Origin of the sequence: Rhizobium sp. TAL182 (assembly GCF_002117725.1) — a bacterium.
GTDB lineage: Bacteria > Pseudomonadota > Alphaproteobacteria > Rhizobiales > Rhizobiaceae > Rhizobium > Rhizobium esperanzae.
Window position 1 is genome coordinate 3,213,753 of record NZ_CP021024.1, and the last position, 20,391, is coordinate 3,234,143.

The following is a 20,391-nucleotide window of genomic DNA, read 5'->3' on the forward strand; positions in this document are numbered from 1 at the left end:
AAATTAACCGCTTATCGACAAAACCGTTGACAGACGGCGCGGGCATGAAAGATGTATGCGCCGAACTCCTGGACCCTTCCCAATGGCTTTCACCGCGGAAAATCTTGCAGCAGACGATCGCTTTCTCGCTGCGATCCTACATTGCGCCAATCAACTGCTTGCGATCTATCGCGACAGCCCGCGCATCGCATCGATTTTCGCCGCGCAGCAGCGCTGGCTGATGGCCCATGCCGGCTTCGCACTTCATTACGGTCATCCCGACGACGGCCAGAGCGGTGGCCTCTATTCCGGCCGCTTTGTCGATTTCGCAGTCAAGAACGACATCGCCAGCCGCAACACGGCCGCGGCCTTCATGCAGGAAATGCTGGCCTATCGTTTCCTGCGTGTGGTGCCCGGACCTGACAAGCGCACACGCTACCTGGAACCGACCGAAATTGCCGAACAGCATTTCACCCGATGGCTCGTCACCCATATGATGATCCTCGACAGCCTCGACGGCGGCGCACGCGCCGACCAGATCACCGCCGCCCCCTCCGCAACAATGGCTGCGATTCAGCCGCGAATCGCAAGGGCGATCATCGGCAGTGAGTCCGTGCGCAATCCAGGCCCCACCTTCAACCTCTTCAACTGGGCGAATTCGGGCGGACTGGTGATGGATTACCTGATCTCCCGCCTTCCGCAATTTCCTCGGGCGGCCGAGCGCGTCGTTATCGGTCCCCTGTCGCTGCGGGAGCTCCGCGAACAATTCATGATTTCCAATACCCACCTGAAGCGGCTTCTGACCCAGGCCGCGACCATGGAAAGCGTCGGCTGGACAGAACCTTCGCGCAAGGGCGATTTCTGGCTGTCCCGCCGCTTCATCCTCGAATATTGGAACTATCAGGCGGCGAAGTTTGCCATCGTCGATGCCGCCGCCGAGGCCGTGCTCGGACCTGCGGTCCGTGAGGAGCCGCAGGCGAGACGGGCCATCTGAGGCTTATCCGTTCAAAAGCTCCTTGACGGTTGCCGATGCCTTGGCGAAATCCATTTGCCCGGCATAACGCTCCTTGAGCGCCGCCATCACCTTGCCCATGTCCTTGACGCCGGCAGCACCCGTCTCGGTGATGATCGCCGAGATGTTGGCGCGCACTTCGCCGTCCGAAAGCTGCTTCGGCATGAAGTCCTGAATGACGGCGATTTCCGCACGCTCCTTGGCAGCAAGCTCCGGCCGGGAATTCTCCTCATAGATCTTTGCCGATTCGTCACGCTGCTTCACCATCTTGGCGAGAATCTGCAGGATCTCGTCGTCGCTCGCCTGCTCCTTGCCGGCACCGCGATTGGCAATGTCGCGGTCCTTGATCGCCGCCTGAATCAGCCGGACGGTCGACAGCCGCTCCGTATCCTTGGCCTTCATCGCCTCTTTCAGCTGAGTGGCGAGTTGATCGCGCAGCATGTGTTCACTCCTTTTTTGATGCCGCTTCATAAACCACGCCGATGCGACGGATCAAATAAATTGCGCGATCGTCGCGATAAAGCGCAAGAAAACGGCCGCAATCCCGGCTACAAAGATTGACGCTAAGCGATTGCGTGGCTATTTACCGCCACCTGCACCAAAATTCGTGATCAGGCCTGAAGCGCGCGGCATTGCCGTGCCCACACGTCTGCGAGATCAAATGGCGACGAGCGCGGCTAAGCGCATCGGCCGCCGGAAACGGGATGAAGATGACCGCAACAGCACCCTGGACAACCGAAAAGCCGACCGCCCTGCTCGTTCTTGCCGACGGCACGGTGATCGAAGGCAGGGGCATCGGCGCCACCGGCAAGGTCCAGGCCGAAGTCGTCTTCAACACGGCGCTGACCGGCTACGAAGAGATCATGACCGACCCCTCCTATCTCGGCCAGATCGTCACCTTCACCTTTCCCCACATCGGCAATATCGGCACCAACGACGAGGATATCGAGGACCTGACGCCTGCCGCCCGCCACGGCGCGGTCGGCGTCATCTTCAAGGCCGACATCACCGACCCGTCGAACTACCGCGCCGCCAAACATCTCGACCAGTGGCTGAAAGCACGCGGCATCATCGGTCTCTGCGGCATCGACACCCGCGCCCTGACCGCCTGGATCCGCGAGAACGGCGCTCCGAACGCGGTGATCGCCCACGACCCCAACGGCCTCTTCGACATCGAGGCGCTGAAGGCCGAAGCCAAGGCTTGGAGCGGCCTGGAAGGTCTCGATCTTGCCAAGATCGCCTCCTCCGGCCAGTCCTCACACTGGGCGCAGACGCCGTGGGTCTGGAACGCGGGTTACGGCGAACTCGGCGCGGCGGATGCGAAATATCACGTCGTCTGCCTCGATTACGGCGTCAAGCGCAACATTCTGCGCCTGTTTGCGGGCCTCGACTGCAAGGTGACCGTCGTGCCGGCAACAACGAGCGCCGAAGACGTGCTCGCCTTGCAGCCGGACGGTATCTTCCTGTCGAACGGTCCCGGCGATCCAGCGGCAACCGGCGAATATGCCGTGCCTGTCATCAAGACACTTGTTAAGACCGATATCCCGGTCTTCGGCATCTGCCTCGGCCACCAGATGCTCGGCCTCGCCTTGGGCGCGAAGACCGAAAAGATGCACCAGGGCCATCACGGCGCCAATCATCCGGTCAAGGATCACACGACGGGCAAGGTCGAGATCGTCTCGATGAACCACGGCTTCGCGGTGGACTCGAAGTCGCTGCCCGACGGCGTTGAAGAGACTCATATTTCCCTTTTCGACGGCACCAATTGCGGCCTGCGCGTTCTCGGCAAGCAGGTCTTCTCCGTCCAGCATCATCCGGAAGCCTCCCCCGGCCCGCAGGACAGCCATTATCTCTTCCGCCGCTTCATCAACATGGTGCGCGAGAAGAAGGGCGAACCGGCGCTCGCCGAACGCTGATTTCAAGAAGCGCCGGTTTCGCAAGGCCTGTTAGACGGGCAGCCACCAACGTAATGCGGCATCTCTTGAACTCGAAAGACAGCTATCAGTGAAAGGACCGCTATCTGCCCATAGCGGCCTTTTTTCGTTGCCGAAGAACAGGGCTGCTTTGCGTTCGCAAGTGGAGGGCGACTTCGCAGCTTTCTCAAAGCAGACCTTGCCGGCGATTACGCTGGGGAGTCGTGGTTGCGCCGGCACTGGCTGTTACTCAGCTCCGTGCAAACGGCGGCAACGGTTCAAGATCGGACATTAATCATCCGTCATTATACGACACCGGCCTTGTGTAGCCCCTCCACGACAAGCTCGAAATCGGCGGGGTTCTTGAAGGGCAAGACTTTGCGACGGTATTCCAGGGAGTAGTCGGGATTGACCCGCAGCACTTCTTGCCACGTCGCGCGGGCCTCTTCGAAACGGCCGAGGTGCCCGTAACACGCGGCGAGAAGCGCGCGAGAGACATCGGTAACGGGGTTGCGGCTCACGCGCTGCAGCAACAGCTCGACGGCCTCTCGGAACCTTCCCAGTTGAAACAGAGCCAAAGCCTGAAAGTGGAGAACGACATCCGGAAAGTACGGATTCAGGACCCTTACCTGATCGAAACAGGCGAGTGCCTCCTCGGCTCTGCCTGAATAGATGAGTGCCTCGCCGAGGCTGACCCGCCCTTCGGCGAAGTTCGGATTGAGGACTATCGCACGCTCGGCCTCGCTGATGGCTCTATCGTGCTGTCGCGAATAAAGCTTGACCAAGCTCAGCGCCCAATGTGCAACTGGATCATTATCATCCCGCGCTACCGCCAGCGTCGCAGCCTCTTCGGCGTGCTCGATCGAGCGCTGCGGCGACGCGCTCCACCGGTTCAGGTAGTCGAGCCCGTGGGTAAGGGCGAGAAAGGCGTGCGCCGAGGCGAAGTTCGGGTCCAGGTCGACGGCGCGTTGCAAAAGCTCGCGGGCGTCGCGGTTCGTTTGTTTCGTCAGGCGGTGCCACAGCTCCCGGCCGCGCAGGAAGCAGTCATACGCCTCAGGGCGCCCGGTCTGCCCGGGCACCAGCCTTTTTCGATCGCCCTCTGTCAGACTGACCGCCAGCGCATCGACGATTTTCTGCGTTACATCGTCCTGAACCGCGAATATGTCGGTCAGGTCGCGATCGAACCGCTCCGCCCAAATGTGCCCGCCGGTGGTCGCGTCGATGAGCTGCGCGGTGATGCGTACCCTGTTCCCCGATTTGCGCACGCTGCCCTCAAGAACATACCGCACGCCGAGCTTCGTGCCCACCTCCTGCACCTGTACGTTCTTGCCCTTGAAGGTAAACGACGAATTGCGGGCGATGACGAAGAGCTGCGACAACTTCGATAGCGCCGTGATGATGTCTTCCGAGATGCCGTCGGCGAAGTAGTCCTGTTCGGCGTCGCCGCTCATGTTGGCGAAGGGCAGGACGGCGATCGACAGCTTCGGCGACGTTGCAGCCGCCGGCTGGCTCGTGGCGGTTTGCGAGGGCGCGGCTGCCTTGGTCCCGGCGCTGCCGACTTGCAGCGAATAGACCCGGATCGGTTCGGCGATATTCTTGAGTTGCGTGTTACCGAGATCGCTGACCGAGAGGTCGAGCCTCGCCTTGACCTGGCGATAGGCATCCTCGGATAGGCAGATCGCGCCCGCCGCGGCGACGCCCTCCAATCGCGAGGCGATGTTGACGCCGTCGCCCATCAGATCGCCATCACTTTCCTCGACGACGTCGCCCAAATGGATACCGATCCGGAACTCGATGCGACGGTCCTGCGGCACGCCGTCATTGCGCTCCACCATACCGTTCTGCACCTCAATGGCACAGCGCACGGCGTCCACCACGCTGCGGAACTCGACCAGCGCACCATCGCCGGTGCGCTTCACCACCCGGCCATGATGCACGGCGATCGTCGGATCGATGAGATCGCTACGTAGTGCCCGTAACCTCGCCAGGGTGCGGTCCTCGTCGGCGCCGGCAAGCCGGCTGTACCCGACCACGTCTGCGGCCAGGATTGCAGCCAGCTTTCGGTTCTCGCTCATGGCGCGGTCTCCTCACTTCCAGGATAGCAGGGAGACAGAGGGCAAGAAAGAACTTCTAGCCGCGGCTTAGAGCGATCTTGGTTGAGATCGACTTGTCCAATGGCTCATGGACGCACCCACGCAATGCTGTCGAGCCAGCGACCGCTTCTGGCGCACCGTTGCATCAAGCTTCGAGAATGTCCCCGAAACAGGAAAGCAATGGACATTCGACCGGCTCCTCCCCTTTCACTATTGACCTCAACCATGCTTGAGGAATTACAGAACTGCCTGCAGATCCGATGCAGGAGATATAGATGAGCGGAGCTTTCTATCGTGTCGACAAGTTCATCGTGCCGGCGGCGGCGCGTGAGGAATTTCTTGTCAAAGTGATGATGACCCACAAGCTGCTGGAGGCACAGGAGGGTTTCATCGATCACCGGGTGCTGGAGCAGGTCGCAGGTCCCGGCGAATTCAATTTCGTCACGATCGCCGAATGGAAAAATACCGAGGTCGTTGAGCGTGCGCGGGCAGCCGTGACGGACGCCCATAAGGCCGCAAATTTCGATCCGCAGGAAATGTTCTTGCGTCTCGGCATTCGAGCCGATATCGGCAGTTACAAGCCTGTCGCGGGCTGAGGGCAAGGACGCCGGCTCAGACGCCGGCGATCGCGCCCTCCCGGCGAACGAGAAGATAGAACCGTCCGCAGAGCATGGCGGCCGCCGCCGCCAGCCCGACGAGGAAGCCGAACCAGATGCCGATGCCGCCCAGACCCAGCGGAAAGGCGAAGGCCCAGGCCAGGAAGAAGCCAATCGGCCAGTAAGCGATCAGCGCCATGATCATCGGCACGCGCGCGTCCTTCAGGCCGCGCAGCAATCCGTTGGCGATCACCTGCAGCCCATCGACCAGTTGGAAAAGCCCAGCAACGACGATCAGCGGCCCGGCATAGGCGAGCACCTCGGGCGCCTCGGGCGAACTGACGTCGAGGAACCAGCTGCCGAGGAATTGCGGCATGGTGGCAAAGAGCACCGAGCCCACCGCCGAAATGGCGCAGCCGAGGATGAACACCATCATGGAAGCTCGCACCAGCCCGTCATAATCGCCCTGCCCGTGCGCGACGCCCACGCGCACCGTCGCCGCCTGGCTGAGGCCGAGCGGGATCATGAAGGCGATCGATGCCCATTGCAGGGCGATGCCGTGGGCGGCAAGTTCGATGGTGCCGATATAGCCCATCAGCAGCGAGGCCACCGTGAACAGGCTGACCTCGGCAAGGATGGTGACGCTGATCGGGAAACCGAGCCGGATGACTTCCAGCAGCGCATGCCAGTCGGGCTTCCAGAACCGCACGAAGATCTCGTAGCGGCGCGTCTCCTCCCGCCTCTGCACGAAGGCAAGGATGAAGAGGAAACCAGCCGTCTGCACCACGACCGACACGATCGCCGCACCCTCGAGCCCCATCGCCGGAAAGCCGAAATGGCCGAGCACGAGGGCATAGGCGAAGAACGCGTTCATCACCAGCGTGACGATGGTGACGTTGAGGATGATGCCTGCCTTGCCGATGGCGCTGACCAGCGCGCGCATCACGTTGAAGAGCAGTGCCGGCAGCACGCCGAATTGACCGATCATGATATAGCCATGGGCGAGCTTGGCTACCTCCGGCTTCTGCTGCGCGAAGAGCAGGATTTGCTCGGAATTGAAGAAGGCGGGCTGCATGACGGCCCAATATCCAATCACCACCCACAGACCCATGCGCAGCGATCGGCGCACAGAGACGACGTCGCCGCGGCCATAGGCCTGCGCCACCATCGGAATGACGGCGATGGCGAAACCCGAACCGAAGATGAGGATGGTGAAGAGGAATTGAGCCGACAGCACCATTGCCGCCAGATGCTCGGCGCCGAGGCGCCCGACGATCATCACGTCGGTGGTATTGATGCCGAGCTGAGCGAGCTGCGCGCCGATCAGCGGAATGCCGAGCGCCAGTGTTGCACGGAAATGCGCGCCCCAACGATTATCGTTTGTCGGCGCAAGGCTGCGCGCGTCGATCGGCGTGTCCATGACACCAGTCCTGTGATTGAGATCTGCAACGCCGCGTAGTGGGCGCAAAAATATCACTCGGGCTTAAATCAAAGCCTCGCAAAGAACTACCCCAAAACAGGCAGATGATGAAAAATTCATCATACCATCACCATTTCTGATCGGTTCAGCCCACGCCTTCCAGCGCCTCGGCCGGCTCCCGGGCTCGAACCCTCGTAAGAAACACCCCGGCGGCCAGAACGATGAGCACGGCAGCCGTGAGATAAGGCGCACCGGCAAAGGTGACGGGCGCCTCAGGCCGCGTGAAGTAGCCGAACATCTGCGTGAAGATCAGCGGCCCGACAATGGTGGTGATGCTGCTGAGGCTGGTCAGCGCGCCCTGCAGCTCGCCCTGCGCCGAAGGCGGCACCTTGCCGGCGGCAATACTGCGCAGCGCCGGATCGGCGACGTTTTCGATGACGGTTGCCACGATGACGACATAAACCACCCAGCCCTCCCAGGCGAAGGCATAGCCGGTCAGCCCCGCAGCGGAGAAGCAGAGACCGAGAAGCGCGGTCTTCCATTCGCCGAGCAGAGGCACGACGCGCGGCAGGACCAGCCCCATGACGAGCGCGGCGCCGATGCCGTAAATGCCGAGCGACAGGCCGATCTGCCCCTCGCTCCAGCCGTAGCGGTAGGTGGAGACGAAGGACCAGACCGAGGGATAGACGGCATGCGCCAGGAAAAACAGGAACATGACGAGGCTGACCCCGCCGATGCCAGGGTAATGGCGCATCTGGCGCAACGCGCCGAGCGGATTGGCGCGTTTCCACTCGAAGCGACGGCGGTTCTTCGCCTCCAGCGTTTCCGGCAGCAGAAAGCAGGCGGCGACAAAATTGAGAAGCGACAAAGCAGCAGCGCCGAGGAAGGGCACGCGCGGGCCGAATTCCCCGAGGAAGCCGCCGATGACGGGGCCGATGGTGAAGCCGACGCCGAAGGCGATGCCGATCAATCCGAAGTTCTTGGCGCGGTTCTCCTCCGTGCTGATATCGGCGATATAGGCCGAGCAGGTGGCGAAGCTGCCGCCGCTGATGCCGGCAAGCACACGGCCGACGAACAGCATCCAGAAACTGGTGGCAATGCCGCAGATGAAATTGTCGATCGCGAAGGTCAGCACCGAAAGCAGGAGGATCGGCCGGCGGCCGAAACGGTCGGACAGGTTTCCGAGCAGCGGCGCGAACAGGAACTGCATGCCGGCATAGACGAGCATCAGCCAGCCGCCGTCGATCGCAGCATCGCTGACGCTGCCGCCGGTCAGTTGCTCCAGATAGGCGGGCAGCACCGGCATGATGATGGCGATGCCGATAATGTCGAGGAAGAGGATGACGAAGACCAGGAAAAGGCCGCGGCGAACGAATTTCGGATCAAGCATGAGGCATCTCTACAGCGGCTGTTTCTGAAAAGACGATCTCCGTCGCCGGAAAGTGACATAGCTCAGAAAAGAAACTGAAACAATCCGTGAACATCTGGAAGCATCTCAGGAGTTTGTACGGGAAAATCGTCAGGGCCTCAACCGGTAGACGCGCGCCGTCTTTCCGGCGGATCCCAGCGATAAACTCCCTTGCAATCGCCACAAAGGCATCCAGATCAATCCAAACAGAACACTCATTGTGCATTTCCCCGCACAGCCTGTTCCACTTCGTCCGATTATCGCCCGGATGCGAAGACGGTAGAACAGCCTCGACAGCGGCGCTCGGCGCGGATGCCCGATCACGCCGCACGGCGCAATAAAGGAGAAGACGATGCAGATCTATCGTTTAGGACAGACCGGACCCGATGTCTCGGCCATCGGCCTCGGCTGCATGGGCATGTCGGGCATGTATGGTCCCGCCGACCGCGCCGAGAGCATTGCGACAATCCATGCCGCGCTCGATGCCGGCATCAACCTGCTCGACACCGGCGATTTCTACGGCATGGGCCACAATGAAATGCTGATCGGCGAGGCATTGAAGGGCCGCAGGCGCGAAGATGCCGTCATCAGCGTCAAGTTCGGCGCGCTGCGCGATCCTGCAGGCGGATGGAGCGGCATCGATGCCCGCCCGGCGGCTGTGAAGAACTTCCTCGCCTACACGCTGCAGCGCCTCGGCGTCGACTATATCGACATCTACCGCCCTGCCCGCCTGGATCCGAATGTGCCGATCGAGGACACCGTCGGCACCATCGCCGATCTGGTCAAATCAGGCTACGTCAGACATATCGGTCTGTCGGAAGTCGGCGCCGACACGATCCGCCGCGCCGCCGCCACCGCCCCGATCGTCGACCTTCAGATCGAATATTCGCTGATCTCGCGCGGCATCGAAGAGAAGATCCTGCCGACGACACGTGAACTCGGCATCTCGATCACCGCTTACGGCGTGCTCTCGCGTGGCCTGATCAGCGGCCATTGGCAGAAGGGCCAGGCGGCCGCCGGCGACTTCCGCACCGACAGCCCGCGCTTTCAGGAAGGCAATATCGATCAGAATCTCGCGCTGGTGGAAAAGCTGCGCGAGATCGCCCAGGCAAAAAGTGTCTCCGTCGCCCAGATCGCCATCGCCTGGGTCGCCGCCAAGGGCAAGGATATCGTCCCCCTCATCGGCGCCCGCCGCCGCGACCGGCTGACCGAGGCCCTCGGTTCACGCGCCGTCGACCTGTCACCGGAGGATTTCGCCGCGATCGAACGCGCCGTGCCGAAAGACGCAGCGGCCGGCGGGCGCTATCCGGAGCAAATGCTCCAGCACATGGATAGTGAGAAGTGAGGTTAGGTGTTAAGTCAAAAGGGCTCAAACGTCCTGCCGTGTAGCAGGGACGCTGGAAACTCAAACCGGCCCCGAAAACGTATCACACGCCGTTAGCTGTCCGCTGTCGAACCCGCGCTTGAACCACCTGACGCGCTGCGCCGAGGTGCCGTGGTTGAAGCTCTCGGGAACCACGTAACCCTGCGAGCGCTTCTGCAGCGTATCGTCGCCGATCTGCTGGGCGGCGTTCAGCGCTTCCTCGAGGTCACCGGCCTCCAGGATGCCCTTCTGATCGGTATATTTGCCCCAGATGCCGGCGAAGCAATCGGCCTGCAGCTCGACACGCACCGACATCTTGTTGGCCTCTTCCTCGCTCATGCGCTGACGGGCCTGGTTGAACTTCGGCAGGATGCCGAGCAGGTTCTGCACGTGATGGCCGACCTCATGGGCAACGACATAGGCTTCGGCAAAATCGCCCGATGCGCCGAAGCGATCGAACAGCTCCTGGAAGAAGGCCGTGTCGAGATAGACCTTGTGATCCCCAGGGCAATAGAAAGGACCGGTCGCGGCAGAGGCGAAGCCGCAGGCCGACTGCGTCTGGTCGGAGAAGAGCACGAGGCGAGGCTCCTCGTAATCTCGGCCCTGTGCCTGGAAGATGCCGTGCCAAGTATCCTCGGTCTCGGCAAGGACGGTACGCACGAAGGCGGTCATTTCGTCATTGGCGGGCGTCCGAGCACCGGATTCGCTTTGCTCATAGCCGGGTCCACTCGACATGCCGCCGGTTTCGAGCACCTGCAGCAGATCCACACCCATCATCTTGAAGATGAAATAGATGACGACGAGGAAGATGATCGTGCCGATGCTCAAGCCGCCGCCGGCGCGGCGGACGCCGCCGCCGGAGGGAAAGCTGAAACCGCCGCCGCGGCCGAAACCACCGCCTGTGGGCTCGCCGCGACGATCTTCGATATTGTCGGACTGACGCCGGCCTCTCCATTCCATTTTCGTTCTCCCCGGCAATGCCCGTGCTTGCACTTAAGGAATTTATATAACCGCCGGCGGGAGGAATTCCAGCGGCTTCATCCGCATGCAAAAAGGCGGTTGAAAGGCTCGCTAGGTCTGCCGCAGCCATGCCTCGACATGCATCTCCACGTAAAGAAGATGCGTCAACCACTTGACGCGACTCCTGCTTTCGCTCTTCCTGATAGAAGAGGAGAATGCGGGAGGAGATGACGATGAAGGCGGTGCGTCTGCAAGCGACAGGACAGTTGCAGCTTTGCGAAGTCGAAAAGCCGGTGCCAGGCCCGGGTGAACTGCTCGTCCGAATCGAGGCCTGTGGCATCTGCGGCACCGACCGCCATATCTTCCACGGCGAATTTCCGTCGAAGCCGCCGGTGACGCTCGGCCATGAATTCGCCGGCATCGTCGAGACGGTCGGACCGGGTGTGACCGATTTCCGCCCCGGCATGCGCGTGACCGGCGATCCGAACATTTCCTGCGGCAGCTGCGAGGAATGTCGGCGCGGCCGTGTTAATCTCTGCCGGAACCTCCGGGCGATCGGCATTCACCGCGACGGCGGCTTCGCGGATTATGTCTGCATGCCGCAAAGCCAGGCCTTCGCGCTGCCGGCCGATCTTGACCCGCTCCACGGCGCCTTCTGCGAGCCGCTCGCCTGCTGCATTCACGGCGTCGATCTCGCCGGATTGCACGCCGGCGCCTCAGTCATCGTGCTCGGCGGCGGCGTGATCGGTCTGCTCACCCTCCAGCTGGCCACGCTCGCCGGCGCGACTCGCGTCGTGCTGGTGACGCGGAGCGCTGGAAAACGCCGGCTGGCCGAAAGCCTCGGCGCCACGGCAACAGCGGATCCGGGCGACGGCGATATCATTGCCCGTCTCACCGACGCGGACGGACTGCTGCCCGGCGGCGCCGACGTCGTCTTCGAATGCGCCGGCGTCACTGACACCATGCAGCAGGCGCCGCGGCTTGCCCGCCGCGGCGGCAGCGCCGTCATTCTCGGCGTCATGCCGCAGGGGGCAAAGATCGAGATCGAGCCCTTTGACTTGCTGTTTCGCGAAGTCCGGCTGATAAGCTCCTTCGTCAACCCTTTCACCCATGGCCGCGCCGCCGATCTGATTGCCACCGGCAGGATCAAGGTCGAGCCGTTGATCTCCCGCAGGATCGGGCTCGCAGAAGCCCCGGACGCAATCATCAATCCGGCGCGCGGCGGCGAAATCCGGGCGCTCGTCATCCCCGGATGGGAATAGCCGTTCGCGCCGGTTCGGATTCCTGTCGATTCCGTGATTTATGGGGTTCCGTTTGCAAATACATTTGCCTATAAGCCGCTTCTAGCCTGAAAAGACCCAGCATGCGCAACCGACCCGGTGATCTCCCACCCTGGCCGGTTTTCTGCGCAGCCAGAAAATGGATATCGCCCATGCCGAAGCGCCAAGACATCAAATCGATCCTCATCATCGGCGCGGGACCGATCGTCATTGGCCAGGCTTGCGAATTCGACTATTCCGGCACCCAGGCCTGCAAGGCGCTGAAGGAGGAAGGCTACCGCGTCATCCTCGTCAACTCCAACCCGGCGACCATCATGACCGACCCCGGGCTGGCAGACGCCACCTATGTCGAGCCGATCACCCCGGAGGTCGTCGCCAAGATCATCGCCAAGGAGCGCCCGGACGCGCTGCTGCCGACCATGGGCGGCCAGACGGCTCTGAACACCGCCCTCTCTCTGAAGCGCATGGGCGTGCTCGACCGCTACAATGTCGAGATGATCGGCGCCAAGCCGGCCGCCATCGACATGGCCGAAGACCGCGCGCTGTTCCGCGAGGCTATGGCCCGCATCGGCCTGGAAACGCCGCGCTCGATGCTGGCGAACGCCACCGACATCAAGGATCTCGACCGCAAGACGCATGAGGCCGAGCGCAGCAAGCTGCGCGAAAGCCTCTCCGGTCCCGACCTTGACAAGGCGCTGGACGAACTGGAGAACCAGTGGAACCTCGGCGAGAGCGACCGCAAGCAGCGCTACCTGAACCACGCCATGGCGGTCGCCGCCCAGGCGCTCGACCATGTTGGACTGCCCGCCATCATCCGCCCCTCCTTCACGCTCGGCGGCACCGGCGGCGGCATCGCCTATAACCGCTCGGAATTCTTCGAGATCGTCGGCGGCGGCCTCGATGCCTCGCCGACCACCGAAGTGCTGATCGAAGAATCCGTGCTCGGCTGGAAGGAGTATGAGATGGAGGTCGTCCGCGACAAGGCGGACAATTGCATCATCATCTGCTCGATCGAGAACATCGATCCGATGGGCGTTCATACCGGCGATTCCATCACCGTCGCCCCGGCGCTGACGCTGACCGACAAGGAATACCAGATCATGCGCAACGCCTCGATCGCGGTGCTGCGCGAGATCGGCGTCGAGACCGGCGGCTCGAACGTCCAGTTCGCCGTCAATCCGAAGGACGGCCGCCTCGTCGTCATCGAAATGAACCCGCGCGTCTCGCGCTCCTCGGCGCTGGCGTCCAAGGCCACCGGCTTCCCGATCGCCAAGATCGCCGCCAAGCTCGCCATCGGCTATACCCTCGACGAACTCGAAAACGACATCACCGGCGGCGCCACGCCCGCCTCCTTCGAGCCGTCGATCGACTATGTCGTCACCAAGATCCCGCGTTTCGCCTTCGAGAAATTCCCCGGCGCCTCGCCGGTGCTGACCACCGCGATGAAGTCGGTCGGCGAAGTCATGGCGATCGGCCGCACCTTCGCCGAATCGCTGCAGAAGGCGCTGCGCGGCCTCGAAACCGGCCTCACCGGCCTCGACGAAATCGAGATCCCCGATTTCGAGGAAGGCGAATCCAGCCAGAACGCCATCCGCGCCGCCATCGGCACGCCGACGCCGGACCGCCTGCGCATGGTCGCCCAGGCGCTGCGTCAGGGTCTCAGCATCGAAGAGGTGCATGAAGGCTGCAAGATCGATCCCTGGTTCATCGCCGAGCTCAAGAACATCGTCGACATGGAGGCCCGCATCCGCGAGCACGGCCTGCCCGGCGATGCCGACAACCTGCGCATGCTGAAAGCCATGGGCTTCTCCGATGCGCGTCTGGCGACCCTGACCGGCAAGCGCCCGAAGGAAGTCGCCGAACTGCGCAACGGCCTCAACGTCCGCCCGGTTTTCAAGCGCATCGATACCTGCGCGGCCGAATTCGCTTCGCCGACGGCCTATATGTATTCGACCTACGAGACGCCCTTCGTCGGCGCCGCCCGCTCGGAGGCGCAGGTCTCCGACCGCAAGAAGGTCGTCATCCTCGGCGGCGGCCCGAACCGCATCGGCCAGGGCATCGAGTTCGACTATTGCTGCTGCCATGCCGCTTTCGCGCTGAAGGATGCGGGCTATGAAGCGATCATGATCAACTGCAACCCGGAAACCGTCTCGACCGACTACGACACGTCGGACCGCCTCTATTTCGAACCGCTGACGGCGGAAGACGTGATTGAGATCCTGCGCGCCGAGCAGGAAAAGGGCGAAGTCGTCGGCGTCATCGTCCAGTTCGGCGGCCAGACGCCGCTAAAGCTTGCCGAAGCGCTGGAAAAGAACGGCATCCCGATCCTCGGCACCGCGCCCGATGCGATCGATCTCGCCGAAGACCGCGACCGCTTCCAGAAGCTGCTGATGAAGCTCGACCTCAACCAGCCGAACAATGGCATCGCCTATTCGGTCGAGCAGGCACGTCTGGTCGCAGCCGAAATCGGCTTCCCGCTGGTCGTGCGCCCGTCCTACGTCCTCGGCGGCCGTGCCATGCAGATCCTGCATTCGGAAGGCCAGTTGCAGACCTACCTGCTCGACACGGTTCCGGAACTGGTGCCCGAAGACATCAAGCAGCGTTATCCCAACGACAAAACAGGCCAGATCAACACCCTGCTCGGCAAAAACCCGCTGCTCTTCGACAGCTACCTGACTCACGCCATCGAAGTCGATGTCGACTGCCTCTCGGATGGCACCGACGTCTATGTCGCCGGCATCATGGAGCACATCGAGGAAGCCGGCATCCATTCCGGTGACTCGGCCTGCTCGCTGCCGCCGCGCTCGCTGCCGGTCGAACTGCTCGACGAGCTGGAGCGCCAGGCGAAAGCCATGGCCAAGGCGCTCAATGTCGGCGGCTTGATGAACGTCCAGTTCGCCATCAAGGACGGCACCGTCTACGTGCTCGAGGTCAATCCGCGCGCCTCGCGCACCGTGCCCTTCGTCGCCAAGACCATCGGCGCGCCGATCGCCAAGATCGCCGCCCGCGTCATGGCCGGCGAGAAGCTCGATGCGACCTTCGCCGCCTATGGGCAGAAGCCCGATCCGCGCAAGCTCACCCACATCGCCGTCAAGGAAGCCGTCTTCCCCTTCGCCCGCTTCCCCGGCGTCGACACGCTGCTCGGCCCGGAAATGCGCTCGACCGGCGAAGTGATCGGCCTCGACACCGATTTTGCCCTGGCCTTCGCCAAGTCGCAGCTCGGCGCCGGCGTCGAACTGCCGCGTGACGGAACGGTCTTCGTCTCCGTGCGCGATGAGGACAAGGCGCGCGTGCTACCGGCAATCCGCATCCTCGTCGAAGAAGGCTTCAAGGTGCTGGCAACCGGCGGCACCGCCCGCTTCCTCGGGGAAAACGGCATCACCGCCACCAAGATCAACAAGGTTCTGGAAGGCCGTCCGCACATCGAGGACGCGATCCGCAACCGTCAGGTCCAGCTCGTCATCAACACCACCGACGGCAATAAGGCGATCTCGGACTCCAAGTCGCTGCGCCGCGCGACGCTGATGCAGAAGGTGCCCTATTACACGACGATGGCCGGCGCCGAAGCCGCCGCCCAGGCGATCAAGGCGCTGAAGGCCGGCAACCTCGAAGTGCGGCCGTTGCAGAGCTACTTCGCCTGAGATCAGAGCAATTCCAGCAAAACCGCGCCGCGGTTTTGCGTCCGGAATAGAACTGGAACAGCGTCGGCGCTCCTTGAGCGCTGACGCTGAGCTCAACCAGAATCAACTTATGCAGCTGCTTTCATAAGCGCCTGAATTTCCATCATATCCTGACGAAATCGCGCCAGTTCCTCCGCCTTCAGCCGCTCGTCGGGAATGCGCAGCAGATACGACGGATGCACCGTCACGAAGAGCGTGCGCCCTCCTTCGATCGCCATCGCCCTTCCTCTGACATCCTGCAAGCGGCCTTTCACATCGGTCAGCGCCGCAAGTGCCGTCGCCCCCATGGCGACGATCAGCTTCGGCTTGACGAGCGCCAATTCCAGATCGAGCCACCAGCGGCAATGCTGCACCTCGCCCATAGTGGCCTGCTGGTGGATGCGCCGCTTGCCGCGCGGCTCATATTTGAAATGCTTGACCGCATTGGTGACGTAGAGCATCGATCGGTCGATGCCCGCCTCCGCAATCACCTGATCGAAAAGCCTGCCCGCCGGTCCGACGAACGGGCGTCCTGCAATATCCTCCTGATCGCCCGGCTGCTCGCCGACGAACATCACATCCGCATCGCGCGGCCCCTCCCCGAACACCGTCTGCGTCGCATTGGCGTGAAGCGGACAGCGCGTGCAGACGGCCGCCTCCGCGCGCAGTGCTTCCAGCGTGCCCGCGGCAGCCTCGGGCTCGGCGGGAAGATTGCGCGAAGCCTGCTGCAGCCGGTCGTGAAAAGGCAAAGGTTGTGTTGCCTCCCTTGCCGCCATCTCCCGCACCTTGCTCTCAGCCGACGCAATCAAGCCGGGAATGAGATCGGCCTCCGGCAGGTTCTTCCAGTATTTCTTCGGCATCTCCGCCTGCATCGCCTTCAGTTTCAATCGCGCCGGATTGAAGATGTTGGCATAATAGGTGCGCCAGAGCTCATCGGTTACGTCGGTAAGACTGGGCTTCTCGCAAGGTTCGTCGCTGATCGTCAGCCGCTCGCCGTCCCAGGCGGCCGACCCCTTGGGCGTGGCGATCAGCCAGTCCATATCGGTGAAACGTCGTTGGAAGAAGGGCGCCGTCCGCCTCACGATATGGTGGTCTGGCTCGAACCAGGCGATGAATTTTCGCCGCCCTACGGAAACCGCGCCAACCTCCTTGAAGCGGACGAAGGCCGTCATCTTGTGCGCGTCGCGATGCACGTTTTTCGCCATCAGCCTGGCACGCACGACATCCTCGTCGGAGGTCACCTCAAGCAGCTGCCGGTCCAGCTGCAGCCGCCAGAGCAGATGGTAAAGCAGCGAAAACCGCGCCGGATCGGAATGGCAGAGAACCGTCTCCGCAAGCTCGATGAAGGCGGGCGGCACCGTCATCGGCTTGCGTGATGTCGCAGGCTCCGGCGGCATGGCGTCACGTTGAAACGAAAGATCGGCCTCGGTGCTTTTTTCGCGCCAGTCGATCTCCTCGGGCAAGATGCCGGCGGCCGCCAGGGCTCGTGCGGCATCGCGCCATTCGCCAAGCTCTCCCCGTCCCGCAAGCACGACCCGGCGCATCACAGCAACGACAATTGTTCAGGCTGCGGCTCGAACATGGCGCGCAGGTCCGGGCGGTCGATCAGCCGGCGGGGCGACCAGCCTTCCGCTGAGATGAAGGCTTGGACCTTCTTGATCGAAACTCCGAGCCGCAAGAGATCGTCGAGCCGGAGCCGGCGAAAACGGCGCGCCGAAACGATGGCCTTCACCGTCTTGGTGCCGAGACCGGGCACGCGCAATAACCGCTCGCGCTCGGCTTTGTTGATGTCGACGGGAAATTCAGCCCGGTTAGCAAGCGCCCAGGCAAGTTTCGGATCGAGATTGAGATCGAGCATGCCGTCCGCCTGGTTTGCGGTGATCTCGTCGATGCCGAAACCGTAGAACCGATAGAGCCAGTCGGCTTGGTAAAGCCGATGCTCGCGCATCAGCGGCGGCTTGATCAGCGGCAGGTTCTTCGAAGCATCGGGGATCGGGCTGAAGGCCGAATAATAGACACGCCGCAGGCCATAGCTGCTGTAGAGCCGGCCGCTGCTCGCAAGGATGGTCGCGTCGTTCGCCCCATCCGCCCCGACGATCATCTGCGTGCTCTGGCCGGCCGGGACGAAACGCTGGCGTTTCCCGGTCTTAAGCGTCGGTTCGCCGGCCGCTTCAATCTTCAGCCTGAGATCCGCCATCGATCGCCGGATATTGGCCGGCTTCTTTTCCGGTGCGAAGCGGGTGATGCCGCTGTCGGTCGGCAGCTCGATATTGAGCGACAGCCTGTCGGCATGAAGCCCCGCCTCCTCGATCAGACGCGGCGATGCCGCCGGGATTGCTTTGAGATGGATATAGCCGCGGAAATGATGCGTTACACGCAGCTCGCGGACGATACGGACCATCTCCTCCATCGTGTAATCGGAAGAGCGGATGATGCCGGACGACAGGAACAGGCCTTCGATATAGTTGCGGCGGTAGAATTCCAGCGTCAGCCAGACAACCTCCTTCGCCGTGAAGCGCGCCCGCTCGACATTGCTGGAGGAGCGATTGACGCAATAGGCGCAGTCGTAGATGCAGAAATTGGTGAGCAGGATCTTCAGAAGCGAAATGCACCGCCCATCCGGAGCATAGGCATGACAGATGCCGGAACCCTCTGTCGAACCCAGTCCGCCGCTTGTGCTCGAATCGCGGTTCACAGTGCCGCTGGAGGCACAGGAAGCATCGTATTTCGCGGCATCTGACAGGATGGCCAAGCGTTCGGTTAGCGACTTCTTCATTAGAATGTTCTCTATATGTTCCATGGCCTAAAGTCAAATCCCGCCGCCGCCGCCTCTGCCCCGTTTTGGGGCACTTCACCCGATGGATCAGCGGGTTGCGTTTTATTTATGCGAATTTTCTGGAAATCGGCCGTGGCGATCTGCTATAAGCACGCGACTAGGATTGTGGCACGGTTCCGAAGTTCCCTTCGGGACCTGTTTTCTTTTGTGTGTGCCTGACTGTGCTGAGGCAAGACGGGCGGCCACAAGGAGTGAAGGACAGAAAAATGGTTGATAAGGTACCGATGACACAGGGTGGTTTCGTCAAGCTGCAGGAAGAACTGCGCTGGCGTCAGCAAGAAGAGCGTCCCCGAATCATCGAGGCGATCGCCGAAGCCCGTGCCCATGGCGACCTTTCCGAAAATGCCGAATATCATGCCGCCAAGGAAGCCCAGAGCCACAATGAGGGTCGCATCACCGAGCTTGAAGATCTGACGGCGCGCGCCGAGGTCATCGATCTCACCAAGATGTCCGGCGATAAGATCAAGTTCGGTGCCAAGGTGAAGCTCGTCGACGAGGACACCGAGGAAGAAAAGACCTACCAGATCGTCGGCGACCAGGAAGCCGACGTCAAGGCCGGCCGCATCTCCATCTCCTCACCGATCGCCCGCGCGCTGATCGGCAAGGAAGTCGGCGATTCCATCGAGGTTAACGCACCCGGCGGCTCCAAGGCCTACGAAATCCTCCAGGTTTCCTGGGGCTGATCGCCCGCCAGACATGAGATCCATCCTTGCCTGATATGCGTGACGTCGAGATCATTGCGCCCAATTTCAAGCGCCGGCTCTCCGGCGTCACGTCGACCATCGTTCAGCTCATCCCATGCCAGATCCGGCTTGGCATGCGCATAGCAACGCTTGGCCCCGGCCTGCCGGACGGGCTGGCGAAACTGAGATGGGCGCAGCTTTTCGGGCTCTGGCGCCTGCCGGCCAGGCGACGTCACCGCGTCTGGCACGCCCGCCGCAACAATGAGATGGCCGTTGGCATCCTGCTTCGCCATGTCCTGCGCATGCCGCTGAAGCTGCTCTTCACCTCGGCCGCGCAACGCCGTCACACCGCCTATACGAAATGGCTGATCCGCCGCATGGACGCAGTGATCGCAACCAGCGACCGGTCCGGCTCCTTCCTCGCGGTGCCCCACACCGTCATCCAGCATGGCGTCGACCTTTCTCTCTTCCATCCGCCGGAAACGGCCGAGGACGGCATTGCTGCGACCGGCCTGCCCGGCCGTTATCTCGTCGGCTGCTTCGGCCGCGTGCGCCATCAGAAAGGCACCGATCTCTTCGTCCAGGCGATGATCGAACTCTTGCCACAGCACCCCGAATGGACGGCCGTCGTCTCCGGCCGCGTGACGGCGGAGCACGTGGGCTTTGGCGAAAAGCTCAAGGCCGATGTCGCCGCCGCCGGCCTCGCCGACCGTATCCTTTTCCTCGGCGAAGTGCCTGACATCAAGGTCTGGTATCGCCGCCTGACGCTTTACGTCGCCCCTTCCCGCAACGAAGGCTTCGGCCTGACGCCGCTCGAAGCCATGGCGTCACGGACCGCCGTGGTGGCATCGGATGCGGGCGCCTATGCCGAACTCATCGCCGAAGGCGAGACCGGCTCCGTGGTGGCCGCCGGCGATGGTGAGGCGCTGACGCGGGCAATCGCGCCCTATATCGCAGATCCGGCGCTGGCGATCGCGCATGGCGAGAATGCGTTGCGTCATGTCCGGGCGAATTTCGCGCTGGAGAAGGAAGCAAACGCGATCGGCGCAGTCTACGATCGCCTTCTCGGCGGCAATCGCGGCTGAGCAGAGCGAGAAGCGGCCTCTTGAAAAGGACGGCCACCCCTCCTCCGTCATGCTCGGGCTTGTCCCGAGCATCTGCCTCGGGTCGATAGGGCAGCAGATCCTCG

General features: G+C 62.4%; 15 protein-coding genes. 8 read left to right on the forward strand and 7 right to left on the reverse strand.

Annotation, left to right across the window (positions count from 1 at the left end; translation table 11 throughout):
* Positions 1 to 82 precede the first annotated feature (82 nt).
* Positions 83 to 973, forward strand: coding sequence for a hypothetical protein (locus Tal182_RS16305; RefSeq protein ID WP_085860101.1), 891 nt, complete (start codon positions 83 to 85; stop codon positions 971 to 973).
* Between the two features lie 3 nt (positions 974 to 976).
* Here Tal182_RS16305 and Tal182_RS16310 read toward each other — a convergent pair whose 3' ends face one another.
* On the reverse strand, positions 977 to 1,432 hold the full coding sequence (locus tag Tal182_RS16310) for a GatB/YqeY domain-containing protein (RefSeq protein ID WP_064810894.1): 456 nt from the start codon (positions 1,430 to 1,432) through the stop codon (positions 977 to 979).
* A 269-nt stretch (positions 1,433 to 1,701) separates the two neighbouring features.
* Between Tal182_RS16310 and carA the strand changes: the two genes are divergently transcribed.
* Entirely contained in the window at positions 1,702 to 2,907 is a 1,206-nt protein-coding gene (carA, locus tag Tal182_RS16315; RefSeq protein WP_085860969.1) for a glutamine-hydrolyzing carbamoyl-phosphate synthase small subunit, read from the forward strand.
* Between the two features lie 302 nt (positions 2,908 to 3,209).
* Here the strand turns inward: carA and Tal182_RS16320 are convergent, their stop codons facing one another.
* Complete coding sequence (locus tag Tal182_RS16320; protein ID WP_085860102.1) at positions 3,210 to 4,979, reverse strand: adenylate/guanylate cyclase domain-containing protein; 1,770 nt, start codon at positions 4,977 to 4,979, stop codon at positions 3,210 to 3,212.
* 293 nt (positions 4,980 to 5,272) lie between these two features.
* Here Tal182_RS16320 and Tal182_RS16325 point away from each other — a divergent pair, with 293 nt between their 5' ends.
* Entirely contained in the window at positions 5,273 to 5,593 is a 321-nt protein-coding gene (locus tag Tal182_RS16325; protein WP_064803972.1) for an antibiotic biosynthesis monooxygenase, read from the forward strand.
* 16 nt (positions 5,594 to 5,609) lie between these two features.
* On the opposite strand, the gene Tal182_RS16330 is transcribed toward Tal182_RS16325, so the two are convergent.
* Both Tal182_RS16330 and Tal182_RS16335 read right to left on the reverse strand, forming a co-directional pair.
* The gene (locus Tal182_RS16330) at positions 5,610 to 7,013 is read right to left on the reverse strand and encodes an MATE family efflux transporter (RefSeq protein ID WP_085860103.1); all 1,404 of its coding nucleotides are present in this window, start codon (positions 7,011 to 7,013) and stop codon (positions 5,610 to 5,612) included.
* Between the two features lie 145 nt (positions 7,014 to 7,158).
* Complete coding sequence (locus Tal182_RS16335) at positions 7,159 to 8,403, reverse strand: TCR/Tet family MFS transporter (RefSeq protein ID WP_064803975.1); 1,245 nt, start codon at positions 8,401 to 8,403, stop codon at positions 7,159 to 7,161.
* A gap of 370 nt (positions 8,404 to 8,773) precedes the next feature.
* Here Tal182_RS16335 and Tal182_RS16345 point away from each other — a divergent pair, with 370 nt between their 5' ends.
* A complete protein-coding gene (locus Tal182_RS16345) occupies positions 8,774 to 9,766 on the forward strand; it encodes an aldo/keto reductase (protein WP_085860105.1) in 993 nt (330 codons plus the stop codon).
* A gap of 60 nt (positions 9,767 to 9,826) precedes the next feature.
* Here Tal182_RS16345 and Tal182_RS16350 read toward each other — a convergent pair whose 3' ends face one another.
* A complete protein-coding gene (locus Tal182_RS16350; protein WP_085860106.1) occupies positions 9,827 to 10,744 on the reverse strand; it encodes a neutral zinc metallopeptidase in 918 nt (305 codons plus the stop codon).
* Between the two features lie 233 nt (positions 10,745 to 10,977).
* Here Tal182_RS16350 and Tal182_RS16355 point away from each other — a divergent pair, with 233 nt between their 5' ends.
* Entirely contained in the window at positions 10,978 to 12,006 is a 1,029-nt protein-coding gene (locus tag Tal182_RS16355; protein WP_085860970.1) for a zinc-dependent alcohol dehydrogenase family protein, read from the forward strand.
* 170 nt (positions 12,007 to 12,176) lie between these two features.
* The gene (gene carB, locus Tal182_RS16360) at positions 12,177 to 15,665 is read left to right on the forward strand and encodes a carbamoyl-phosphate synthase large subunit (protein ID WP_085860107.1); all 3,489 of its coding nucleotides are present in this window, start codon (positions 12,177 to 12,179) and stop codon (positions 15,663 to 15,665) included.
* A gap of 107 nt (positions 15,666 to 15,772) precedes the next feature.
* On the opposite strand, the gene Tal182_RS16365 is transcribed toward carB, so the two are convergent.
* Together Tal182_RS16365 and Tal182_RS16370 are read right to left on the reverse strand one after the other, a co-directional pair.
* Entirely contained in the window at positions 15,773 to 17,227 is a 1,455-nt protein-coding gene (locus Tal182_RS16365; RefSeq protein WP_085860108.1) for a UdgX family uracil-DNA binding protein, read from the reverse strand.
* On the reverse strand, positions 17,227 to 18,459 hold the full coding sequence (locus Tal182_RS16370) for a putative DNA modification/repair radical SAM protein (RefSeq protein WP_085860109.1): 1,233 nt from the start codon (positions 18,457 to 18,459) through the stop codon (positions 17,227 to 17,229). The genes Tal182_RS16365 and Tal182_RS16370 overlap by 1 nt, the downstream gene beginning before the upstream one ends.
* A 266-nt stretch (positions 18,460 to 18,725) precedes the next feature.
* Here Tal182_RS16370 and greA point away from each other — a divergent pair, with 266 nt between their 5' ends.
* The gene (gene greA, locus Tal182_RS16375) at positions 18,726 to 19,202 is read left to right on the forward strand and encodes a transcription elongation factor GreA (RefSeq protein WP_004672775.1); all 477 of its coding nucleotides are present in this window, start codon (positions 18,726 to 18,728) and stop codon (positions 19,200 to 19,202) included.
* Positions 19,203 to 19,228: 26 nt separating this feature from the next.
* Positions 19,229 to 20,287, forward strand: a complete 1,059-nt coding sequence (locus Tal182_RS16380; protein ID WP_085860110.1) for a glycosyltransferase family 4 protein — start codon at positions 19,229 to 19,231, stop codon at positions 20,285 to 20,287.
* Positions 20,288 to 20,391 lie beyond the last annotated feature (104 nt).